The organism is Armatimonadota bacterium (assembly GCA_017303935.1).
In the GTDB taxonomy this organism is placed as follows: domain Bacteria; phylum Armatimonadota; class Fimbriimonadia; order Fimbriimonadales; family Fimbriimonadaceae; genus JAFLBD01.
In genome coordinates this window covers 506783-527126 of record JAFLBD010000001.1, presented here as the reverse complement: position 1 = coordinate 527126, position 20344 = coordinate 506783, and the positions used below count along the sequence as shown (strand labels likewise).

At 53.9% G+C, this 20344-nt stretch carries 18 protein-coding genes; 4 read left to right on the top strand and 14 right to left on the bottom strand.

What is annotated here, in order from left to right; all coding sequences use genetic code 11:
• Nucleotides 1-2 precede the first annotated feature (2 nt).
• The 3 genes from rplC to J0L72_02440 form a co-directional block, all read right to left on the bottom strand.
• The gene (gene rplC / locus J0L72_02450) at nucleotides 3-632 is read right to left on the bottom strand and encodes a 50S ribosomal protein L3 (GenBank protein ID MBN8689634.1); all 630 of its coding nucleotides are present in this window, start codon (nucleotides 630-632) and stop codon (nucleotides 3-5) included.
• A 298-nt stretch (nucleotides 633-930) separates the two neighbouring features.
• Nucleotides 931-2076 carry a type IV pilus twitching motility protein PilT gene (locus J0L72_02445; protein ID MBN8689633.1) on the bottom strand — a complete coding sequence of 382 codons (1146 nt, stop codon included), beginning with the start codon at nucleotides 2074-2076 and terminating at the stop codon, nucleotides 931-933.
• 4 nt (nucleotides 2077-2080) lie between these two features.
• The gene (locus tag J0L72_02440; protein MBN8689632.1) at nucleotides 2081-3175 is read right to left on the bottom strand and encodes a type IV pilus twitching motility protein PilT; all 1095 of its coding nucleotides are present in this window, start codon (nucleotides 3173-3175) and stop codon (nucleotides 2081-2083) included.
• A 79-nt stretch (nucleotides 3176-3254) separates the two neighbouring features.
• Here J0L72_02440 and pepE point away from each other — a divergent pair, with 79 nt between their 5' ends.
• On the top strand, nucleotides 3255-3962 hold the full coding sequence (gene pepE, locus J0L72_02435; protein ID MBN8689631.1) for a dipeptidase PepE: 708 nt from the start codon (nucleotides 3255-3257) through the stop codon (nucleotides 3960-3962).
• Here pepE and J0L72_02430 read toward each other — a convergent pair.
• From J0L72_02430 to tig, 6 genes are all read right to left on the bottom strand, one after another.
• Nucleotides 3944-5089 (bottom strand): insulinase family protein, encoded by a 1146-nt coding sequence (locus tag J0L72_02430; GenBank protein ID MBN8689630.1) that lies wholly within the window; start codon nucleotides 5087-5089, stop codon nucleotides 3944-3946. The two genes, pepE and J0L72_02430, sit on opposite strands and share 19 nt — an antisense overlap.
• 8 nt (nucleotides 5090-5097) lie before the next feature.
• A complete protein-coding gene (locus J0L72_02425; GenBank protein MBN8689629.1) occupies nucleotides 5098-6234 on the bottom strand; it encodes an insulinase family protein in 1137 nt (378 codons plus the stop codon).
• Between the two features lie 25 nt (nucleotides 6235-6259).
• Entirely contained in the window at nucleotides 6260-7006 is a 747-nt protein-coding gene (locus J0L72_02420) for an SDR family oxidoreductase (protein ID MBN8689628.1), read from the bottom strand.
• Nucleotides 7007-7027: 21 nt separating this feature from the next.
• Nucleotides 7028-7921, bottom strand: a complete 894-nt coding sequence (locus tag J0L72_02415) for a TIGR01777 family oxidoreductase (GenBank protein MBN8689627.1) — start codon at nucleotides 7919-7921, stop codon at nucleotides 7028-7030.
• Complete coding sequence (locus J0L72_02410; GenBank protein MBN8689626.1) at nucleotides 7918-8517, bottom strand: UbiX family flavin prenyltransferase; 600 nt, start codon at nucleotides 8515-8517, stop codon at nucleotides 7918-7920. The genes J0L72_02415 and J0L72_02410 overlap by 4 nt, the downstream gene beginning before the upstream one ends.
• 94 nt (nucleotides 8518-8611) lie before the next feature.
• Entirely contained in the window at nucleotides 8612-9910 is a 1299-nt protein-coding gene (tig, locus tag J0L72_02405) for a trigger factor (GenBank protein ID MBN8689625.1), read from the bottom strand.
• 103 nt (nucleotides 9911-10013) lie between these two features.
• Here tig and J0L72_02400 point away from each other — a divergent pair, with 103 nt between their 5' ends.
• A complete protein-coding gene (locus J0L72_02400; protein MBN8689624.1) occupies nucleotides 10014-10481 on the top strand; it encodes a hypothetical protein in 468 nt (155 codons plus the stop codon).
• Nucleotides 10482-10500: 19 nt separating this feature from the next.
• On the opposite strand, the gene J0L72_02395 is transcribed toward J0L72_02400, so the two are convergent.
• Nucleotides 10501-13668: a PD40 domain-containing protein gene (locus J0L72_02395; protein MBN8689623.1), complete on the bottom strand. Its 3168-nt coding sequence runs from the start codon at nucleotides 13666-13668 to the stop codon at nucleotides 10501-10503.
• A gap of 64 nt (nucleotides 13669-13732) precedes the next feature.
• On the opposite strand from J0L72_02395, the gene lysS reads away from it, so the two are divergent.
• Nucleotides 13733-15292: a lysine--tRNA ligase gene (gene lysS, locus J0L72_02390; GenBank protein MBN8689622.1), complete on the top strand. Its 1560-nt coding sequence runs from the start codon at nucleotides 13733-13735 to the stop codon at nucleotides 15290-15292.
• Nucleotides 15270-16010: a glycosyltransferase family 2 protein gene (locus J0L72_02385; protein ID MBN8689621.1), complete on the top strand. Its 741-nt coding sequence runs from the start codon at nucleotides 15270-15272 to the stop codon at nucleotides 16008-16010. The genes lysS and J0L72_02385 overlap by 23 nt, the downstream gene beginning before the upstream one ends.
• Here J0L72_02385 and J0L72_02380 read toward each other — a convergent pair.
• The 4 genes from J0L72_02380 to mazG are packed head-to-tail and all read right to left on the bottom strand — an operon-like array spanning nucleotide 16007 to nucleotide 20300.
• Nucleotides 16007-17149, bottom strand: a complete 1143-nt coding sequence (locus tag J0L72_02380; GenBank protein ID MBN8689620.1) for a PLP-dependent transferase — start codon at nucleotides 17147-17149, stop codon at nucleotides 16007-16009. The genes J0L72_02385 and J0L72_02380 overlap by 4 nt on opposite strands.
• Nucleotides 17150-17163: 14 nt before the next feature.
• On the bottom strand, nucleotides 17164-18216 hold the full coding sequence (locus J0L72_02375) for a GNAT family N-acetyltransferase (protein MBN8689619.1): 1053 nt from the start codon (nucleotides 18214-18216) through the stop codon (nucleotides 17164-17166).
• Between the two features lie 9 nt (nucleotides 18217-18225).
• Nucleotides 18226-19236 carry a cysteine synthase family protein gene (locus J0L72_02370; GenBank protein ID MBN8689618.1) on the bottom strand — a complete coding sequence of 337 codons (1011 nt, stop codon included), beginning with the start codon at nucleotides 19234-19236 and terminating at the stop codon, nucleotides 18226-18228.
• A gap of 8 nt (nucleotides 19237-19244) precedes the next feature.
• Nucleotides 19245-20300 carry a nucleoside triphosphate pyrophosphohydrolase gene (gene mazG, locus J0L72_02365; GenBank protein ID MBN8689617.1) on the bottom strand — a complete coding sequence of 352 codons (1056 nt, stop codon included), beginning with the start codon at nucleotides 20298-20300 and terminating at the stop codon, nucleotides 19245-19247.
• Nucleotides 20301-20344 lie beyond the last annotated feature (44 nt).

Below are 20344 nucleotides of genomic sequence, written 5' to 3'. Positions count from 1 at the left end.
GCTTACTTCACCACCTTGGTGACCAAAACTTCGCCACCATTAGGACCGGGGATACTTCCATCAATCAGGATCAAGTTTCGCTCTGCGTCCACACCAACGATCTTCAAGCCCTTCTGGGAAACGGTGACGTTACCCATCTGACCTGGCTTTCGAGTTCCCTTGAAAACTCGTTGCGGACCCGTTGCACCGCTCGACAATGGTCGTCGGTGGGTCATGTAACCGTGGGTCATGTGCTGACCAGCAAAACCGTATCGCTTCACACCACCCTGGAAGCCGCGGCCCTTGCTGGTACCGGTGACAACAACTTCATCGCCTTCAGCGAAAACTTCGCCAGAAGCAATTTCTTGTCCGGTAGCAAAAGCGCTCACGTCATCCATGCGGAACTCTTTCATCCGCTTGACGTTGTGGGTGAGGCCAGCCTTCTTCAGGTGACCAAATTTCGGGAAGGTTAGATCCTTTTCCCGAGCGACGCCAAAACCAATTTGGACTGCCGAATAACCGTCCGTTTCTTGGGTTTTGATTTGAGTCACCCAAACTGGACCGGCTTCGACAACCGTAACAGGGATCATGCGCCCATCTGCGTCATAGATGTGCGTCATTCCCACTTTCGTTCCGAGAATTCCCGGTAGCATACTTGTCGTTTTTTCTCCTCTAGCAAGTCACACCGCAAGCGTTCGGAGCACTGCCAAATAGGCATTGCTCGTTCAGACTCTCAACATGAGATTGCTGTTTCGCAGCTTCACGCGCCAGCGACAGACTTCCGATGCCGTTGCCCAGTCTCAACCTTTCGGCGTCTCTTTTTGGCTAGCTACCAAAAAGCACTCTGGGTCGGCGTCTATCGCGACTCGAAGCCGCTTCGTTTCGAACCTAAGTTCTCACGCAATGGGGGAGAATACCCCCATCACATTCAAAAGTCAAGCCTGATCTTTATTAAGGCGTTCCAGGCGGCTTCGCTACTGGTGGAATTCCTTGGTTCACCGTCGGTCCAACAACTTGGGTTGCGTGGCCAACGGCTTGCTGATTCTGTTTTGTAAATTGCATCAAGCGTTCGAACTCAAACCGGTCTTTGGCTTTATTTCTGGCGTCCTCGATTTCGATCACACCTTGCTCTACCAAGTGAATCAGCGCTTGGTCCAGGGTTTGCATCTTCTGCTTATGCCCGGTTTGGATCATCGATGCCAGCTGGTGAGTCTTGTTTTCGCGAATGTTGTTGCGCACAGCCGCTGTCGCCACAAGGACTTCAAAGGCGGCAGCCCGACCTTTGCCGTCTTTGCGCTTGACCAAGGACTGGCTCACCACACCCAATAGGTTCACCGAGAGCTGCATTCGAATCTGTTGCTGTTGATAAGTCGGGAACACGTCTACGATACGGTCCACGGTTTGCACTGCGTCCACGGTATGCAACGTGGCAAAGACCAAGTGCCCCGTTTCAGCAGCCGTGATCGCGAGATGGATTGTCTCAAGGTCACGCATTTCGCCGACCAGAATCACGTCCGGGTCTTGGCGCAACACATACTTGAGCGCGTTTGAGAAGCTCAGCGTATCATTATCCAATTCCCGTTGGTTGATCAAGGCCATGTGATCGTCGTGTACAAACTCGATCGGGTCTTCCACTGTGACGATATGATCGTGACGCGTCTTATTGATCCGGTCGATCATCGCAGCGAGCGACGTAGATTTACCGCTTCCCGCTGGGCCGGTCACCAACACTAATCCGCGCGGACGAGTGATAAAGTCGTAACACGCTTCTGGGAGATTCAGTTCTTCCATCGACGCGATGCGATAAGGAATCACGCGGAAGGCAGCTTGCAGGTGGTTTCGCTGCTGATACAGGTTGCCTCGGAAACGACTGACGCCAACTATTTCATGGGCAAAGTCCAGTTCAAGATCTCTTTCCATTCGAGCGATCTGCTCAGGCTTGAGGAGTTGCTTCAGCTCATCTCGAAATTCCGCGTCGCTGAAATGCGGCACATCTTCGAGCGCGCGCAACTCACCCAAAACGCGAACATAAACCTTGCCAGTGTCTGTCTTGAAGTGGAGGTCAGAGCCTCCCATCTCGACGCACCGGGTGAGCATTCCTTCAATGCGTTGCATGGGTTGCCTCCGCCAGTCCGTCTCGAATCGCGCGAGCTTCAAACTCGCTGACATTCGAGCATTTGCTCAATGCGTGTTCATAGTCGATGTGGCCATTTTTGAGTAGCCAGAAGAGGTGCCCATCGAGAGTTTGCATTCCGAGTTCGCCTCCGGTTTGGATGTCTTTAAATATTTGGTGAGTTTTGCCGTCGCGAATCATGGTTCGAATCGCAGGCGTGGCCACCATCACTTCGAATGCGGCGACCCGACCTTTGTTGCTTCTGAGCGGCAACAGTGATTGCGACACCACCGCTTGGAGGGTCACGCTCAGCTGAGTGCGCACCTGTTCCTGTTGTTCTGGTGGGAACACGTCCACCACACGATCGATTGTTTGGGCGGCGTCTACGGTATGCAAGGTGCTGAATACCAAGTGCCCTGTTTCAGCAGCGGTGATCGCGAGTTGGATCGTTTCCAAGTCACGCATTTCGCCGACCAGAATCACGTCCGGGTTTTGACGCATGACGTGCTTGAGTGCATCAGCGAAACTGTGCGTGTCGGTGCCGAGCTCTCGCTGGTTGATCATCGCCTTCTTGTCTTGATGCACATATTCAATCGGGTCCTCGATGGTCATGATGTGCGCCAGCGAATTCTCGTTGATGTGGTTGATCATCGCCGCCAGGCTTGTCGATTTGCCTGAACCCGTGGGGCCGGTGACAAGGATCAATCCTCGGGGTAGCAACGAGAGCTTCTTGGTGACTGGCGGCAATCCAAGCTCCTCGATCGTACGGATCTTGTACGGGATGACTCGGAAGACGGCGCCGATTTTGCCGCGTTGCCAGAACATATTGACGCGAAATCTTGCGAGACCCTCGACGTAGTAGCTGAGATCAAGTTCCTTGAAGTCGTCTAGCTTCTCTTTGCGCTCTGGAGTCAGGATGCTGATCAGCAGATTGTAAGTTGCGTCTGCGGACAACGCCTCATGATTCGTGCGATGCAAGTCGCCTTGAATTCGCATCATCGGCGGATTGTTCGCCTTGATATGCAGGTCACTGGCGTCATGCTTGATGACTTCTCTCAGAAGGTCGTCGATCGAAAGGCTCATAGTTTCGCTCTCTGACGACTGAGTTCGTTATCGACCGAACAAACTCCTTTATTTCTAGTTGGATAGACTAAAGAAAATCATGCCTGAACTCATGCTACTTAGCAATTCCAGAATGCCGGGCGGTGAGCCGTTTGCCTGGGCACAAGATTTCTTCGCGTCCAGTTGGGTTGCGCAAGTCAAGACGATTGCGCTCGTGCCATTTGCTGGAGTGACGCTGAGCTGGGACGACTATCTGGAGTACGTAGCAGGAGCCTTCCCAATTCATCTTGTGGAGTCTGTGCATGCGACTTCCGATCCGATCGACCTCGCCATGAGTGCCGACGCGATTTTTGTCGGTGGTGGAAACACATTCAATCTCTGCTCCAATCTGCACGCGAGCGGACTGGTGCCCGTTATTCGGGAAGCGGTGCGTTCCGGGAAGCCATATCTCGGTTGGAGTGCCGGTGCAAACGCGGCTTGCCCAACGCTTTGCACGACCAACGACATGCCGATTGTGCAACCGCCAACATTTGAGATGCTGAATCTAGTGCCGTTTCAAATCAACCCGCACTACACCAACGAGAGGGTGCCAAATCACGGCGGGGAATCTCGCAACGACCGCATTGCCGAATTCCTCATCGCCAATCCAACCCGCACCGTGGTTGGACTTCCAGAAGGAAATCTCATTCAGGTTTCCGGATCTGGCGCAAACCTGCTAGGCACGCGCGATGCGATCGTCTTTGAATCTGGCAAGGACCCTTCGCCGGTTAGCCCGAACTCAGATGTCAGCTATCTGATTTCAGGTTGAAGCTGATCGATCAGCGCTTCCGCCGCAGATTTCAGTTCTTGGAGGTTTGTCGTCTTGGCGTTGATGTCGACGTCCTCTGGTGCCGCCGATCGGACGCCCCAAGTTGCCATCAGTGCGGACCAGTCCGCTCGCTGTTCGTCAGTCCCGTTGAACGGACCGACCGAGGAACACCAGAACGGATGAATCGGAATTCCACCTTCCATCGAAGCAGAGACGAGGTTTCGAGCGCGTTCGAGATCGCTCAGCTGCCACTTGCCCACTGCCTCTTTTAGCTTCGATTTGATTTCTGGAATCGCCGGCGAAGAGAGCGAGCCGCCTAGCAGCAATCTAGGTTGCCATCCGGTGACCGTTGGCCAGAGGAAAAACTCTTGGCGATAGCTCCATTGCTGTTGAACTCGGCAGACTTGATAGACGGTGCTCGACTTCCCTGCGCCCAGAGCAACCGCAGCGAGCATGCTCGGGCCGTTGTTCGCTGTCGGCAAAAACGGTTTGCCAATTGCCGCTGTGATGTTCGCTGTTTCGGGAGAAGAGAATCGGTTCTTTGGCCCCGCTCTCAAATCTTGCTGGACTCTTGGGACTTGCCAACCGTTGAGGCGATTGCGAATCAACTCGATCGTCTTTGGGTCCGCCGAGATCGTCGTGTTTTCAGGCCGCAAAGCCCGTTGGAAGAACCTGTTCAAGAATGCAGAATCGACCGAAACATCGCCGCGCGCCGTGTAAAGTGCGGCTGTCCAATCATCCTTAGCGAAGCCGCTGACATTGGCGCGGAGTTTCGGCAGAACTTCCTCGTCGATGCGATGCTCGCGTAGAACGGCATCGGCGAGCCGCGCGCATAGATTCTCGCCTCCAGCTGGGAGCCAAAACTGGACGCTGATGAAGTCGTTGGTCCACCAAACACGCGGAGGAATTCCTCCTTGAGCGCCGTAAGTAAAGAACTCCCGCCGAGTGAAATCTGCGCTCAGATCAAAGACGCCTTGCGCGAAAATCTGCCACGCGCCGAGCTCGCGATTGTTCATCGGCTGGGGTGCACGCAACAACACGGTGACATTTGGGCGGTCGGTGATCGCGGATTCGCAGTAGGTTTGCGACATCCCTTGCGCAGCGAGACCCAGCGCAATGGCACTCAAAAGGACTCTCAATTGAGTCCTCCGATCACCACGCCGGTTTGCAACCTCTGTTTTGCCGATTGCAGATCGGTAATCGTGAGAGTTTGCGCTCCCTTTTCGATCGCTTCCAGGGTGACATTCGAGCCACGGCATAGGAGTGATCCGCGGAATGAAGCCAGGGCGGCCGGGTTGCGCCGAATCCCTTGAACCCAGGATTGAATGAGGTCGATCCCGAACGACAAGTCAAAATCGCCGACTTTGATCACCTGTTCTTGAATCCCTGGCGACTTGCTGGTGAGCGTGATGACACCGGCTCGGGAAGAAGGCGTGAAGACGATTTGTGTGCCAGGAACGGCGGATTGGATTCCGAGTCCAGCGGCGACTAATGCGAGGCATTGCCGATCATCAATGCTCGGTAACCGGCACGCCAACGCCGATCCAGCAACCCCCACCGGGAGATAAAGCGAGTCGACTTTTGCACCAGGCATCGTCGCTGCGCTTGTGCTCGGGAGCTTGGCACGGTCAACAATCACCCGAGCAGTTTCGGAGACCTGCGTTGGGTCAATCGGACCGGTGATAACCAGCGCGATATTCGGCCCGCAATACATCTTCTGCTGAATCGACTGAATGTCTGCAGGGGTCGCCGCTGAAATGGACTCCGGTTCGCCGAACGGGTCCGGTGACGCTGGGCCTAAGATTCTTCCCCAAGCTGTTCGGCTAAACCTTCTGTAGCTTGGCAGAAGCGATTCCTCGTTGATTATCGACTGACGCTCTATGGCGAGCCATTCAGGTGTGATTCGGACTGGGTTTGAGGTTGCAACAACGAATTCGATGGCGCGATCGACCTTTGCAGGAGGGCAATCGATACGAAACATCATCGCATCGCGCGAGGTTTCGGCGAGCATCATCAGCCCCTGCTTTTCGAGTTCGATATCGGTTGAGCCGCCTTCTCCGCTGCCCAGGCAGTGCTCCAGCAAGTGACGCCAACCATTGGTCTCTGGACGCTCCTCGGTGCCTGCGGAAGACACCCAAAGTTGAACAGAACAGTTCCGGGCGTTCGCCACATACTCCGAGTAGATTCTCGCCCCATTTGGGAGAGTGACCAGAGCTTTGGGCTGAATCGGCGCCGAGCAAAGCGACGCCAGGGCAAAGGCAAGAGAAACCATGGAATTCAGAATGTTGACGTTTGAATTAGTGGAAGTAACTCGCTCCGTTGATATCGATAGTGATTCCGCTGAGATAACTCGCACCATCACTCAACAAGAATGCGGTGGCGGCGGCGCAATCTTCTGGAGTTGCCATTCGCCCGAGTGGAATATCCTTTAGAATCTGTGGCAACCGGGACTCCATCCCTTCTCGTGCCATCGCTGTTTCGACCCAGCCCGGCGCGATCGCGAAAAGTTGGATGTTCTTTGGAGCGAGCTCCACCGCAAGTGCCCGAGTTACGTTGATCAAAGCGCTCTTTGATGCGGAATAGAGCGCGGCGCCCGATTCCCCTCGGAAGCCGACTCGGCTAGCGACGTTGACGATCTTCCCGCCGCCTCGTGTTGCAAATCGCTTCGTTCCTTCGCGAATGATGCGCAACGGCGAATCAAAGTTGACGGCAAATGTTTTGGCGTAATTCGCTTCGAAGACTTCATCGCCTGAACCTGTGAAGTCGAGCGGCAAATAGACACCGGCGTTGTTGACAATGGCGGTTAGTGGGCCATCGGATTCCACTCTGGAAACCAGTTCGGCGGCCGTTTTTGGTCCTTGACTCAGGTCGGCGCCGTACAGCCCGGATGAGGCATCGCCGATTTCCGACCGGACGGATTCGGCTCCGGCTCGGTCCTGTCCGTAATGGATGGCCACCTTCCAACCCTGTTTTGCCAATTCGATGGCAATGGCTCGACCGATCCCTTTGCTGGCACCGGTTACTAAAACGCGCTTGGTACTCACTGCCCCATTTTGGCTGATTCTTTAGCGCAGGTCTTCGATGGCGGCCGCAAGAGTTGGAAATCTAAACTCGTACCCAGCGTCCATTGCCTTTTTCGGAATTGCGCGTTGGCTGCAGAGGATGACATCGGGGTCGGTTGCCCCCAGCGCCGATGCCAATCGCATGCTAAAAACTGGCGCGTTCAAACCAAACTTCTTTCCAACCGATTCTCGTAAGGTGGACATAAACTTCTCATTGGTGACCGGCTCTGGCGCGGTGCCATTGATTGGGCCAGTGAGTTCGTTCTTCAAAGCAAAAAGGAACAAACCAACGATGTCTTCGAGGTGTATCCAAGGCATGTATTGGTTGCCCGATCCCGCCTTACCGCCCAGAAAGAGGTTGGCAAGCTTTTTGAGTTCTGGAAACGCCCCGCCGTCCTTGCCAAGAACGACGCCTGTTCTCAAACAGCATTGTCTCGTATTCGGAGTTTCGAACTTAGACTGGGCTTCTTCCCATGCGACGCACGTGCTGACGAGAAAATTGTCCATTGCACCAGGAGCAGAATCTTCCGTGAGGATTTCATCGCCACGATCACCGTAGAATCCGACCGCGCTACCGTTGATCCAGACTTTCGGAGGTTTCTCGACGGCCAAGATCGCGTTCCCAATTGCGTTCGTCGAATTGACCCGGCTATTGATGATCTCCTGCTGCTTTTGATGAGTCCATTTGGTGGCAATCGGCTCGCCGGTCAGATTGATGACACCCACAGCGCCGTTCAACTGAGTGACCCAAACACCCGGAGTTGCGCCATCCCACTGCAGTGCTCCAGCTCCGCGGCGGCTCAGGATTGCGGTAGTAAATCCAGCCTCGATCAAGGCATCGGAAAGTGCGCGGCCAATGAATCCGCTACCTCCAGCAATGACCACACGACCGCTCATTCGCTTACCATCCATTCTTTTTGCAATGCGTGTTCGACACCAAGATTTTGCAAAATTCTCGAGACCACCGTGTCCGCGAGGTCTTCTAGCGAAGTCGGATTGGTGTACCAGGCCGGGCAAGCTGGCAAGATTGTTGCTCCAGCCTCAGCAAGTTGGGTCAGGTTACGGAGCATGATCAAATTGAACGGCATTTCGCGAGGAACGACGATTAGCTTGCGACCTTCTTTGAGGCAGACATCAGCAGCCCTTGTCGTCAAATCGTTGCTGATACCGTTGGCAATCCGGCCAATCGTTCCCATACTGCAAGGCACAATAACCATGCCGTCATGCCGAAAGCTGCCGCTCGCGGGAGGTGTGAAGTAGTTCTTTTCTTCTAACAACCGGAGGTTTGGCGCGGGTTCGCCGATCCATGCTTGGGGATCAAAGTTGTTGCGATCGATCTTCAGGCCCAGTTCAGTGGCGGCTACCTGAATCGCCTGCTCGCTGAGAGTCAAATACACTTCCTTGTAATGCCGGCAGGCATGCCGGATCAAGCGCTGGGCGTAAATTGCCCCACTGGCGCCGGTTACCGCAACCACCAATCTCCCTGTGCTCATCTGTCCTAGATTCTACGATGTTTGCGCGTGGATCGGCTGAAACAAAATAGCCCTGGCGAATGCTCACCAGGGCTATTTCTGAACAAATGAAGAATCAGACTTCTTCGATCTTGGCGTTCTCGTTCAAGAACGTCATCACTTTCTTGTAAACCGTTCGGACTTCCAATTCGGTGAAGTTCTTGTTCTTTCGCATGAAGTCGATGATTTGAGCCGGATGCACGCCGTATTCCTGCGCCATTTCGACCAACGAATCGTTCATGTCTTGGTTCGTGAGCTTCATGCCCTCGGTCTTGAAGATCGTGTTTGCGATCACGGCACGTTGCACCTGGACCTTGGCTTCATTCTGCCAGTTCGACACGAACTCTTCGAATTCCATGCCGCTTTCCTTGGCAACGTCTTCCAACTTCTTGCCTTCTTGTGCAGCCTTTTGAGCTTCTTCGCGAAGGCGTTGATTGGCGACGGCTTCCCACATGGTGTCTGGCACGTGGACGGTGCTGGACTTCATCAATTCTTCAAGGATCGCCTCGTTGGTGAACTCTTGGCTCATCGCCTTCTTGGCTTCCAAGATGTTCTCTTTCAGCTTGTCCTTCAATTCAGCGAGGTCCTTCGCCTTCAGCTCCTTGCCCGCTTTCTTCGCGAATTCGTCGTCGAGTTCTGGCATGGCGACCGAGCTCACGCTTCGGATGGTGATCTGCGCCTTCTTCTTCTTGCCGGCCCATTCCTTTTCTTGGAACGTCTTCGGAAAGCTCAATTCGACCTTTTTGATCTCTTCGACTTGCATGCCGGTGATCGCTTCGTCGAGTTGCTTAAAGGTTTGACCTGCGATGGACATGAAGTTTCGTCCGTCGCCATCTTCGCCTTCAACCTTGATGTTGACGACAGCAATGTCACCCTCGTGGATGCCACGGTCGGTTACTGCCTCGCGCTTACCAGCGCGCTTTCGCAATTCGTCAAGTTGGGTGGTGACTTCTTCATCAGTCACTTCGATCTTTGGTCGCTTGACCACCACACCCTTGTAGCTACCGAGTTCGACCTTTGGTTCCAAAGGAATCTTGGCGGTGAACTCGCACTTGGATTCTTCTTCGCTCAACACTGTGAGTTCAACGGCAGGTGAGTCGTGAGGCTTGATGGACTCCTCTTTGAGCGCTTCATTCATCGCCTTTCGGACAATCTCTTCGGCTGCAGCGTTCATCAAGTCGTTTGGATCGACAAATTTCGATACCACGTTCTTGGGTGCGTGACCCGGTCGGAAACCAGGAACTCGAATCTGCTTGGCAAACTTCTTGTAAGCCTTATCGAAGCCGCCGCTCACTTGCTCTTTGGTGCAAGCGACGCTCAGCTTAATGGTGCAAGGATTCAGTTCCTCGCGTTGAATTTGCATCGTCGTGGACATAGTGAAAGCGTTCTTTGTTTAGGTAAAACCGTTTTGCGCGAAGAGCAAAACCCTACGCACAATGACCTTTCAGGGTACCCGATACGCGCAGGTTGAATTCAAGATGGAACCTAACAGTTTTCAGAATCAAATTGTCGAGACGCTTGCGATCCAGCACCGGATCGTCCTGTACGTCTTAGACGAAGTCGCTGAGGATTCCTGGTCGAAGAAGGTGGAACGCTCAAAGACGCCCTGCGGACATTTTTGCCACATCCACAATGTTCGGCTGATGTGGCTAAAATCGGCGGAGCCTGCACTTCTCGATGGCCTCGCGAAGTTGGAGGGCGTTGAATCGAAGTCGGTTGTCCGCGAGCATTTGGAAGCTTCGGCCAAAGCGATGGAGACAATGCTGGATAACGCGTTAACTTCGGGCCGATTGAAAGGATTCAAGCCGCATCCGGTCGCATTCCTCGGTTACATCGTGTCGCACGAGACCTTCCATCGCGCCCAAGTTGAGCTTTCATTGAGGCAACTTGGAACGCCTCTTCACGACAAAGTTTCTTACGGGCAATGGGAATGGGGCACGAGATAGCTCGTGCCCCATTCTCAAATTACTTCATTTTAGATTTGGCAACCTTGATTGCCGAATCCAGCTGCGGATCTTTGCCGCCGAAGTAGTCTTCTGGGCTCCAGTCCACCGAAACATCCGGCTTTTCACCGTTATTTTCTAGTGGCGATCCATCCACACGGTAAACACCGGTGCCAGGGATTCGGATGCTTGTTCCATCCACCAATCCGCCGCCATAGGTGTAGATCACGTAGCCCGGAGTGGTCCAACCGACCAGCGTCGCAAATCCTCGGGACTTCATGGCCGCTGGGAACATCTCACCGTTCGAAACGCTCCGCTCGTTAATCATCACGACGATCGGGATGTTCACCAACGTCCCTGGGGATAGCTTGACGACTCCATCACGATCTCGGTAGACCATTTGTGGACGCCGTTCGAGAATGTCGAGCAATTGATCCGCGATGTTTCCACCGTTGTTGTCACGCACGTCAATGATCAGCGCTTTCTTCTCGTTGATGTACTGCCAGACTTCGGCGTTGAAGGTGTTGAAATCTCCACCACCCATCGCCGCGATGTAGACATATCCGACCTTTCCGTTGCTTGAGGCATCAACCTTTCGGCGATTGGTGCGGACCACTTCGGCCGCAATCAGCCCGTCGAACTGCCCATCGCTAATTGCTCGGTACTTGACCGCGCGAGGCTTTGATTTGTCCGCTGGATTAAGGATTTCGAACCGCAGTTCTCGTCCAGCTTGATCGTTCAACAACCTCCAAAGGTTCTGGTCATTGTTGACTTCCTTGCCGTTTATCTTTGTGACGATTTCGCCCGGTTTGATCTGGGTGGCAGGGAATTTGGCAGGCGAACCTTCTGGAACCATCTTCACTTTGATTCCTGGCCCGGCGTAGCTCGTATCGCTCGAAAAACCGAGGCTGGCGGTCTGCTGGGAACCTGGATTTCCGGCGGCAGGGCCGACTTCGCTGTGGCTACTTTCGAGTTCACCCACCATCATGTTCAGCACTGTCGCCATCTCGTTTCGATGACCAACGCCGTCAAGCAACGGGAGATAGCGGTCCTTCACTTCTGCCCAGTTTCGACCGTGGAAATTGGCATCGTAGAAGTTGTAATTGTAAACCCGCCAAAACTCTTGAAGCGCAGCTTCTCGCTCCTTGCGGATATCGCGTGTCCAATCGGCTCGGAAAGTGGTCTGCGTGACTTGGAATTGTGGGTGCCGCAAGTTCAATGTCGCAGGCAATCCGCCACGAATCAGGACCAGATTGTTGCCATCTTGGCTAAGCTCGAATCCTCCGATCCCGGCGCCTGCGGTGATTGGCCGTGTGGTTTCACCGTCGTAGCTCGTCAGCGCGATGTCGCCGTTGAGGTTATAGAGCAGATTTCCGGTTTGGGGATCGAATACGAGGTTAGATGCTGGACCCGATGCAATCCGCCGAATTCGCGAGTCGACATCGTTGAAATCGAACTCGAATTTTGGAGTTTCCTTGGGCTTCTCGTACTTTAGTTCAAGTTCTGTTGGACGTGCAGATTCGGCTTGCAATGGCAAAGCGAAGATGTTGTTTCCGCCACCGCCTTGTGCAAATCTTCCTCCAGCAGAACCGCGATCGCTGATGAAATAAAGGTACTTGCCGTCGGCGGACCATTCGGGCGAACCGTGATTCGCGGCGAGATTGGTCACGTTGACTTCCTTACCGGTGGCGAGTTCTCGGACCCAGAGATTTTGTTTGTTTTCCCATGGGTTGAATCCGCTACCGAGGAGTGTCCGATTGAACGCCACATACCGCATGTCTGGGCTGAACTTGTAATCGCTGACATCCGGTTCCTTCACGATGAGCTTCATCGGCCCGCCGCTGAGTGGAATCGTATAGAGTCCCTTTTCTGGACCTGCCATGACGAAGGCAAGGGATTTCTTATCCGGAGTGAGGCTGAATGATCCGATGTCGTGGGTGTTGGTCGTCATCTGGGTAACTTCCTTCGAGTTCACATTCAGCTTGAAGAGTTGATAGGCGCCCTTTCGATCGCTTGCGAACAGCACGGTGTCGTCATCCGGTGTCCAGATCGGAATATCATCTGAGCCAATCCAGTCGGTCAATTGCTCAGCATCGTCTGCGTTTGGCCCTTTGCCTTTCTTAGTGGGCACACTCCACAGCTCCCGGCGCACCGAGAACACGAATCGGTCACCTTTCGGGCTGAGGGTCGCGGTGGAAACTCCGTCACGGAGGATCAGCCGCTCTTCAGCTGTAGTCTTTTCGTCGATGGAAGCGGTGATGACGATTGGAGCAGATTTGTCCCCACGCATCACGAATACATTGCCGTTCACTTCGTAGGCAAGCGCAGAACCGTTCGCGGCCACCGAGAGGAACCGTGCGCCGGCTCCGCCTACCAAGTTAGTGAGTCGAGTGACCTTCCCATCGAGAGATATCTTCGACACGTTTGGCGTTCGAGCTGCATTATCGGTGTTCTGCTTTGGCTGTTTGAAAACGTTCGTGCTGCTCGGAGTGACTTCGGTGCAGGTGATGGCATAAACAGAGTTGCCATCTTTGCTCCAGTGCGGCCAAAGGTTTTGGAAGCCGTTTGTCCTCACTTCGGACCGCTTGCCCGTGGTCAAATCCATCAGGTTCAATTCCGCGCTACCTGAACCGAAATAGCGGGGCCGGTTCCATGGGAAGCCGTATCGCCGGACATAAATGACCTTGTCCCGTGCGCTGTTCAGCTTCGGCAGTCCGACAGTACGATTGTCCAGGAATAAAGCCTTGTACTTTCCGGTCTTGGTGTCAATCGTATAGATTCCGTTGTCTTTGTCGTCAAACCAGGCGCGCATGACGAGCGATTTTCCATCGGAACTCCAGTCGTTAGGGACTTCGGAGAAGCTCGAATAAGTCAATCGGCGAGTTTCACCGCCATCGACATCGGCGAGGTACGTGTCCCAGTTGCCATTTCGATTCGTGGCAAAGGCGATAGTATTTCCATCAGGCGACCAAATCGGGTTGTCGTCCATTTCGATGTTGCTGGTGATGGGCACCGCTCTGCCACCTTCGGACTTGACGACCCAAATGTCTCCACGCCAAGTGAAGGCGAGTTTTGTCCCGTCTGGAGAGAGCGCCAGAGACCGAGCTCCGATGATGGGGCGGGCCTGTGCCAAGCCGATGCTTGCGGCAAAAAGTGCCAGCGTTGTTGTTGCCGTTTTGTACCGATTCATGCTAAATCGCAGTTTAGCTACAAACGGCATCAAATCGCATGGGCGGTATCCTATAGAACTTCCCATGTCAGATGAACTTTCATTGAGAGAACTCCGGCTAGGCAAATTGCAACAACTCCGCGACCTCGGGCTGGACCCATATTCGGTCGAGCGGTTCGTTCGCAGTCATTCGCCTGCCGAAGCTTTGGACGCCTACGCGGCCCTCGTTCCGGACGCAGAAATTCCTACCGAAGATCGTCCGAAAATCACGGTTGCCGGTCGACTCGTGAGTTACCGACTGATGGGCAAAGCTGGATTTGCCCACATCAGCGATGGCGACTCCAAAATTCAATGCTATTTCAAGAAAGACGATCTGGGAGAAAAGCTTTGGGAGGCTTACAATCTTCTTGATATCGGTGACCACATCGGTGTCGAAGGGCAACTCTTTGTCACCAAAACTGGCGAGACCACCGTGTACGTGCGGGACCTAATTCCGATGAGCAAGTGCCTACAGGTACTGCCTCTAGGAAAGGAGAAGGACGGTCAGCAATGGTACGGACTCTCTGATGTTGAAATGCGGTACCGACATCGGCACCTCGACCTGATTTGTAACCACGAGGCACGCCAGATGCTGATCAATCGCTGCAAAATCGTGAGTTCCGTCCGGCGCTTTCTTGACTCGAAGGGATATCTTGAAGTCGAGACGCCTGTGCTCCAATTGGAGGCCGGTGGCGCAGCCGCCCGGCCGTTTTTGACGCGCTATAACGCTTACGAGATTGATGTCAAGCTGCGCATCTCACTTGAGCTCTATCTCAAGAGACTCATTTGCGGCGACATTCCTAAGGTTTACGAAATCGGACGAGTGTTTCGCAACGAAGGTGTTTCGAATCGCCACAATCCCGAGTTCAGCTTGCTCGAGTACTACGAAGCATATTCCAACCTAGAAGACATCATGACTTCGGTCGAGGACATGTTTAAGTTTGTCGCGATGGATGTCTTTGGCGATACCAAGGTGGCCTTCGACGGAGGTGAGCACGTGATTGACTTCGCCAAGACTTGGAAACGTGTTGACCTGATGTCAGAGATCGAAAAGCACACCGGAATGGTGCTCGCAGACTTCGCGACACTTGAGACTGCGAAGGCAGCACTCAAAACACGAGAAGTGATGAACCCCGTTAACGGCAAGCGTCTCGATTTGGCTAATGAGCGATCACTCGGTGGGCTGATCGAGAAACTTCTAGAAGTGTTTATTGAGCCCACTCTCCAAGAGCCAACCTTTGTGGTGGGTTATCCGCTGGAAACCAGTCCTTTGGCTAAGCACGATCCTAATCGTCCCGGTTTTACGCGGCGGTTTGAAGGATATGTTCGTGGCCGTGAGATCTGTAACGCCTTTAGCGAAATCAACGATCCCCTGGATCAGTATTCCCGGTTCGAGCAGCAGCTTCGCGAGTCCGCGAAAGGTGATGACGAAGCTCACCCGATGGATGAGGAGTACATCTACACGCTTGAAGGAGGAATGCCTCCAACGGGTGGCTGTGGGATTGGGATGGACCGAATGGCGATGCTGCTCACCGGAGCCGATGCGATTCGCGAGATACTGCTATTCCCAATGATGAAGCCTGATGTCGGACACGCAGAAGCCTGAGTTCTTGGTAGTCATTCCATCGATTCGTCAATCCCGAACTGGATTTGATGAAGTGCAATCTCGGGTCCGAGCCAGCTTTACTCGTCCCACGGAGTATCACCTTCTCGATGGAAAGGAAGGAAAGCCAGCCGCGTTGAATTTCGCGCTGGCTTCTCTACTCCCACCGAGTGAGGCCAAGTTCTATGTGACTATGGACGACGACTATGTTCCCGGTGCGGGTTGGCAGGACTTAGTTGTGAAAGTCTTTGAATCTGAGCCGAAAATCGGTGTGATTGGGCTTTGGGTGAGCGATGACGAGGAGCATTTGCGAATCATCGGAGCGGAGCGGGTCAGTCCGCCAAAACAGTCAGGTAGCGTGACCATTCGACTGGTGGACCGTGGGCATCATATCGCCGGTGCGTTGCTCGCATATCGCCGTGAAGTTGCCGAACAGATCGGCGCGCAACCGATCACAGGTGAGAAGTATCAAGTTTGGGAAGATGCCTGGCGGGGCCGCCGCGCACAATCTTTGGGCTGGGATTTGGCTTTCGTTGAGGGCGCTGTTCCGGAGTACATCAAATACGACGATCCGCCAGAATACGATGCTTGGCGAGCGGAGCAAGTCGCGCTCTCACGCAAGAATCAAGATGAGTGGCTCCGCGACAGTGGGATTCCCGACCCTTGGCACTTGCGTCTCAGAAGGGTGATCGCCAGGCTGCGCGGACGAGCGAAAGACTAAATCTTGGCCAAGGCTTGATCGAGATCGGCACACAGGTCATCTCCGTGTTCGATGCCAACACTGATTCGGATGAAGTTGTCCAGGATTCCCAACTGCTTGCGATTCTCTTCGGGCAAACTCGCGTGGGTCATGATCGCTGGATGCTCGATGAGGCTTTCGACACCGCCCAACGATTCCGCCGTTTTGAAGAGCTTGAGCGCGCCCAAAAACGTCTTGGATTCTTCGATCCCACCTTTTAGGTAGAACGAGATCATCCCGCCAAACCCTGAAGCTTGCCGTTTCGCAAGTTCGTGGTCAGGATGCGATTGAAGACCTGGATAGATCACCGAGTCGACTTTCGGATGCTTTTCAAGGAACTCGGCGACGGTCATTGCGCCAACGGTGTGCTGTTTCATGCGCACAGCGAGCGTCCGAATTCCGCGCAGAACAAGGAAGCAATCCATCGGCCCGGGAACGGCACCCACCGAATTCTGAAGGAACTTCAGTTGTTGATAGAGGTCGTCGTCGTTGGTCACCAATCCGCCCATGACGACATCGCTGTGCCCATTGATGTATTTCGTGATGGAGTGCATGACCAAATCTGCGCCGAGAGACAATGGGTTCTGAAGCATCGGCGACATGAACGTGTTGTCGATTCCCAACTTCACCCCTGATTCGTGGGCAACTTTGGCGATTTTTTGGATATCGGCCAGTCGAAGCATCGGGTTTGTGGGTGATTCGGCCCAAATCCACTTCGTGTTCGGTCGGATCAGGCTTCGCAACTCCTCTTCGGATTGCAGGGTCGAATAGCTGAATTCGATGCCGCGGTTCTTGGCCACCTTTTCGAAGAGTCGATAGGTTCCGCCGTACAGGTCATTGCCTGCTACGACGTGGTCCCCTGATTTCAGAGTGTTGAGTACCGCGTCAATCGCGCTCAAGCCTGAGCCGAAAACCAGTCCGTGTTTGCCACCTTCTAGTTCAGCGAGAGCCGCTTGCAGGGGTGTTCGAGTCGGGTTGTCGGTTCGAGAATACTCATAGCCAGTGGTCTCCCCCGGAGCACGTTGAGCATAAGTCGACGTGAAATACACGGGAGGCATCACGGCGCCTGTTGCGGATTCGGATTCGAATCCGGCGTGGACTGCGGTTGTTTCTGGCTTCATGGTGATGGGAGAATTTAGAAGAATTCGGTGCAAAACACGGGTCGCTGAGGCACTTTTTGAGGCTGTGATTGGCTCGGATCGGCAAAGATGCACTGTGTCAACTCGCCAATATCCATGCTGAATTTTGAACCTACCTGAACGATATTATTGGCTTCGATCAAAGGATCGGTGAGGGTGAACGGTTCTGTTAATTTACAATCCGGTGCCAGCTTTTCGAGAACCACCGGCGCATCAAGCACTCGGTACATGGCCGGTCGATAGAGTTCAAGCCCGACACCTTGATCCAAGAACCGGCTCATAAATGGGCCTTGCGTAGGTTCGGTCCACACCAATGCGCTTTGGTTGATACAGAGCGTCTTTGCAAACGCCAACAGAGATTCGTATCCTCGCCGAGTGCTCCAGCAGAATTCGCCTAGGATCACGTCGCTCCAGAACTCACCTGATGGCGTAAGCCAGGCATAGGCTTCGACTGGATCGCCGGCGGCGTAGATCATCGGTGGACGCTTGCCCATCCTGTTTTGCCAATCCTTAGGGGACCGAACATTCGCACCATCCAAGTTGCTGATGAACTGGGAATAGCAGTCGTAAAGTAGCCCGAGCTGCGATGGATCAATGCGCCGAACTGGAAGCGAGCATTCCAACTTTGGAAACCGGTCAAGAGGACATTTGACTTTCCAGCGCATTCCGACAGTTCGGTAGCCAAACTTTTCGTAGAACGACTCTCGAAACGCGTACAGTGCAGCGACTTCGAAGCCTTGCGCCTTCATTTCTGGCACGGCCCAGCGCATCAATTCCTGACCGATTTTGCTTCCACGGTGCACTGGTAATACGGCAACCGAAGCAACTCCGGCACAGCATAGAACGGCAGAACCAGCTGTGACCGCATATCGATGGACTTTGAAGCTAGCAACTCGCTCACCCGATTGGTAGGCAATGTACCGAAGCGATCCGTCACCTGGGTCGAGCTCACCCTCGCCGAACGGCTCACCAGAACGCCAAACCTCCTCATAGACGGCTTTGTAATCGGCGATAGACTTGGCATCTTCGGCCAGTCGGATATCGAGCATTTCTTAATTTTAGACCAGGGGATTCCAATCGACGAGATTCGCGACAGGCAAGCACGGAATATCGAGGTCCGTCAACCACGATTCGCACAAGAACTTCGAGAAGTAGTTCCGAATCGAATCAGGCAGGACGACCACGATTCTTTCGCCGCCTTTGCACTTTTTGGCGATCTCAATGGCCGCGTGCATCACCGTGCCGCACGATCCACCGCAGAGGATTCCCTCTTCTCGGATCAATCGTTGCGCCATGACAAAAGTGTCATGGTCGCTGACCTTCACCCACTCGTCGATCTCGTTGAGATCCAGCGTATCCGGGATGAAGTCATAGCCGATCCCTTCGACCCAGTACGGCGCGTTTAGATCTCCGCCGCCCATCAGCGAACCCACGGGATCAGCACCGATCACTTTGACGTCTGGCAGTACTTCTTTCAGCTTCCTGGAGCAACCCGTAAGCGTGCCGCCCGTGCCCGAACCCGCGACAAAGTAGTCTAGCTTTCCTCCAGTTTGCTCAAGAATCTCGACAGCGGTCGTTTCGTAATGCGTTTTCGGATTTTCGGCGTTTGCAAACTGGTCGAGGATAAACGCATTTGGGAGTCGCTCAGCGATTCTGGTGGCGACTTCAAAATTCGAATTTGGGCTCTCGTGTGGTTCACCGGTAGGAGTGCGCACGATTTGCGCGCCAAGAGCCCGGAGCGTGACCTCTTTCTCCATGCTCATCTTTTGAGGCATGACAATCACGACGTTGTATCCCAGAACTGCGCCAGCCAAGGCGAGCCCGATTCCAGTATTGCCACTGGTCGGCTCGACCAGAGTGTCGCCTGGTTTGATTTTGCCGGCTTCTTCCGCCTTGCGAATCATTCGAAAGGCGATGCGATCTTTTATCGACCCGCCCGGATTGAACATTTCGATTTTGGCCAAAATTTCAACCGGATATTCGGAACCGATGCGATTGATGCGTACCATCGGAGTATTTCCGGCGGTTTCCAAAATATTGTTATAGATGCCTGCGTCGTTGGAGGGCATGCCTCGTTTTACCCGTTTAGGCTCAACTTTGCCTTAACCCAGAGGGCGTCAAACTCCTCGGCAGAGAGTGAATCCAGCGGTTTTTCGGTGGAAAGCTCCATAAACTTGAATCGATATGTGAACCGTTGGAGCATTTTCGAAAGGGCTGCTTCGCTATCGACTTCGAGCCATCGCGCGATATTAACGACTGTGAACAGTAGATCGCCAAGTTCTGCCTCAATCTTTGCGGGTTCCTTCCCTGCCATTGCCTCGCTAAGTTCGGCTAGTTCTTCATGGAGTTTCTCAAAGACCGCCTCGATATCCGGCCATTCAAAGCCAGCGCGCGCTGCACGTTTACTGATTGACAGCGCTCGACTGAGCGCAGGCATGGATCGCGGAACTCCATCCAGAATCGAAGTCTCTTTTGGCGTACCCTTTTCTGCTTTCTTGATCGCGTCCCAGTTCTTCAGCACTTGTTCTGCATCATTAGCCACCACGTCCCCGAACACATGTGGATGTCGGCGGACCAACTTCTCCGCTTGTTGCTGTGCGATCTGCTCGATATCGAACTCGCCCCGACGGCTCGCCATCTCCGCATGCACGATTGGCTGTAGCAACACATCGCCAAGTTCCTCGCGCATGTCATCCATGCTCCCGCGTTCGATCGCTTCAATCAGCTCATAAGATTCTTCGATCAAGTATTTCGTGAGGGATTGATGCGTCTGTTTGAGATCCCAGGGGCAGCCCGTTTCTGGGTCGAGCAGGGCGTGTACAACGGTCTTCAGCCCCGCGAGTCCACCTTCGTGAACCAAGTTCGGCTGAGCCGGAAGGTGAAGTCCCTCGTTTGCTCCGAGCCCAAGTAGATCGTTCGCAGACACAGGGTGTGCACCGGAATCCAACAAATAGCACGGAGCTTCAGCAGGCCAACCGGTGAGAACACGCTCCAAGTCGTGCTTCGTTCCAGGCCCCAAAAACAGCCGATCAAACCTTGCAGTCCCAGAAAACCCTGCTTCGAGCGGAAGAACTTGGAAATAGCTCAGCTCGTGGATGCGGGACTTGGCGTCAGCAAGGGACTCAAAATTCATGCGCTAAGCGTACTTTGCAACCAAGAAACGTTTCCACGCGCGGC

What these genes read in the sequence shown, in the direction of transcription:
- rplC (MBN8689634.1), bottom strand. Translation starts at nt 632, where the DNA reads ATGCTACCGGGAATTCTCGGAACGAAAGTGGGAATGACGCACATCTAT.
- J0L72_02445 (MBN8689633.1), bottom strand. Translation starts at nt 2,076, where the DNA reads ATGCTCACCCGGTGCGTCGAGATGGGAGGCTCTGACCTCCACTTCAAG.
- J0L72_02440 (MBN8689632.1), bottom strand. Translation starts at nt 3,175, where the DNA reads ATGAGCCTTTCGATCGACGACCTTCTGAGAGAAGTCATCAAGCATGAC.
- pepE (MBN8689631.1), top strand. Translation starts at nt 3,255, where the DNA reads ATGCCTGAACTCATGCTACTTAGCAATTCCAGAATGCCGGGCGGTGAG.
- J0L72_02425 (MBN8689629.1), bottom strand. Translation starts at nt 6,234, where the DNA reads ATGGTTTCTCTTGCCTTTGCCCTGGCGTCGCTTTGCTCGGCGCCGATT.
- J0L72_02415 (MBN8689627.1), bottom strand. Translation starts at nt 7,921, where the DNA reads ATGAGCGGTCGTGTGGTCATTGCTGGAGGTAGCGGATTCATTGGCCGC.
- J0L72_02410 (MBN8689626.1), bottom strand. Translation starts at nt 8,517, where the DNA reads ATGAGCACAGGGAGATTGGTGGTTGCGGTAACCGGCGCCAGTGGGGCA.
- tig (MBN8689625.1), bottom strand. Translation starts at nt 9,910, where the DNA reads ATGTCCACGACGATGCAAATTCAACGCGAGGAACTGAATCCTTGCACC.
- J0L72_02400 (MBN8689624.1), top strand. Translation starts at nt 10,014, where the DNA reads ATGGAACCTAACAGTTTTCAGAATCAAATTGTCGAGACGCTTGCGATC.
- J0L72_02395 (MBN8689623.1), bottom strand. Translation starts at nt 13,668, where the DNA reads ATGAATCGGTACAAAACGGCAACAACAACGCTGGCACTTTTTGCCGCA.
- lysS (MBN8689622.1), top strand. Translation starts at nt 13,733, where the DNA reads ATGTCAGATGAACTTTCATTGAGAGAACTCCGGCTAGGCAAATTGCAA.
- J0L72_02385 (MBN8689621.1), top strand. Translation starts at nt 15,270, where the DNA reads ATGTCGGACACGCAGAAGCCTGAGTTCTTGGTAGTCATTCCATCGATT.
- J0L72_02380 (MBN8689620.1), bottom strand. Translation starts at nt 17,149, where the DNA reads ATGAAGCCAGAAACAACCGCAGTCCACGCCGGATTCGAATCCGAATCC.
- J0L72_02375 (MBN8689619.1), bottom strand. Translation starts at nt 18,216, where the DNA reads ATGCTCGATATCCGACTGGCCGAAGATGCCAAGTCTATCGCCGATTAC.
- J0L72_02370 (MBN8689618.1), bottom strand. Translation starts at nt 19,236, where the DNA reads ATGCCCTCCAACGACGCAGGCATCTATAACAATATTTTGGAAACCGCC.
- mazG (MBN8689617.1), bottom strand. Translation starts at nt 20,300, where the DNA reads ATGAATTTTGAGTCCCTTGCTGACGCCAAGTCCCGCATCCACGAGCTG.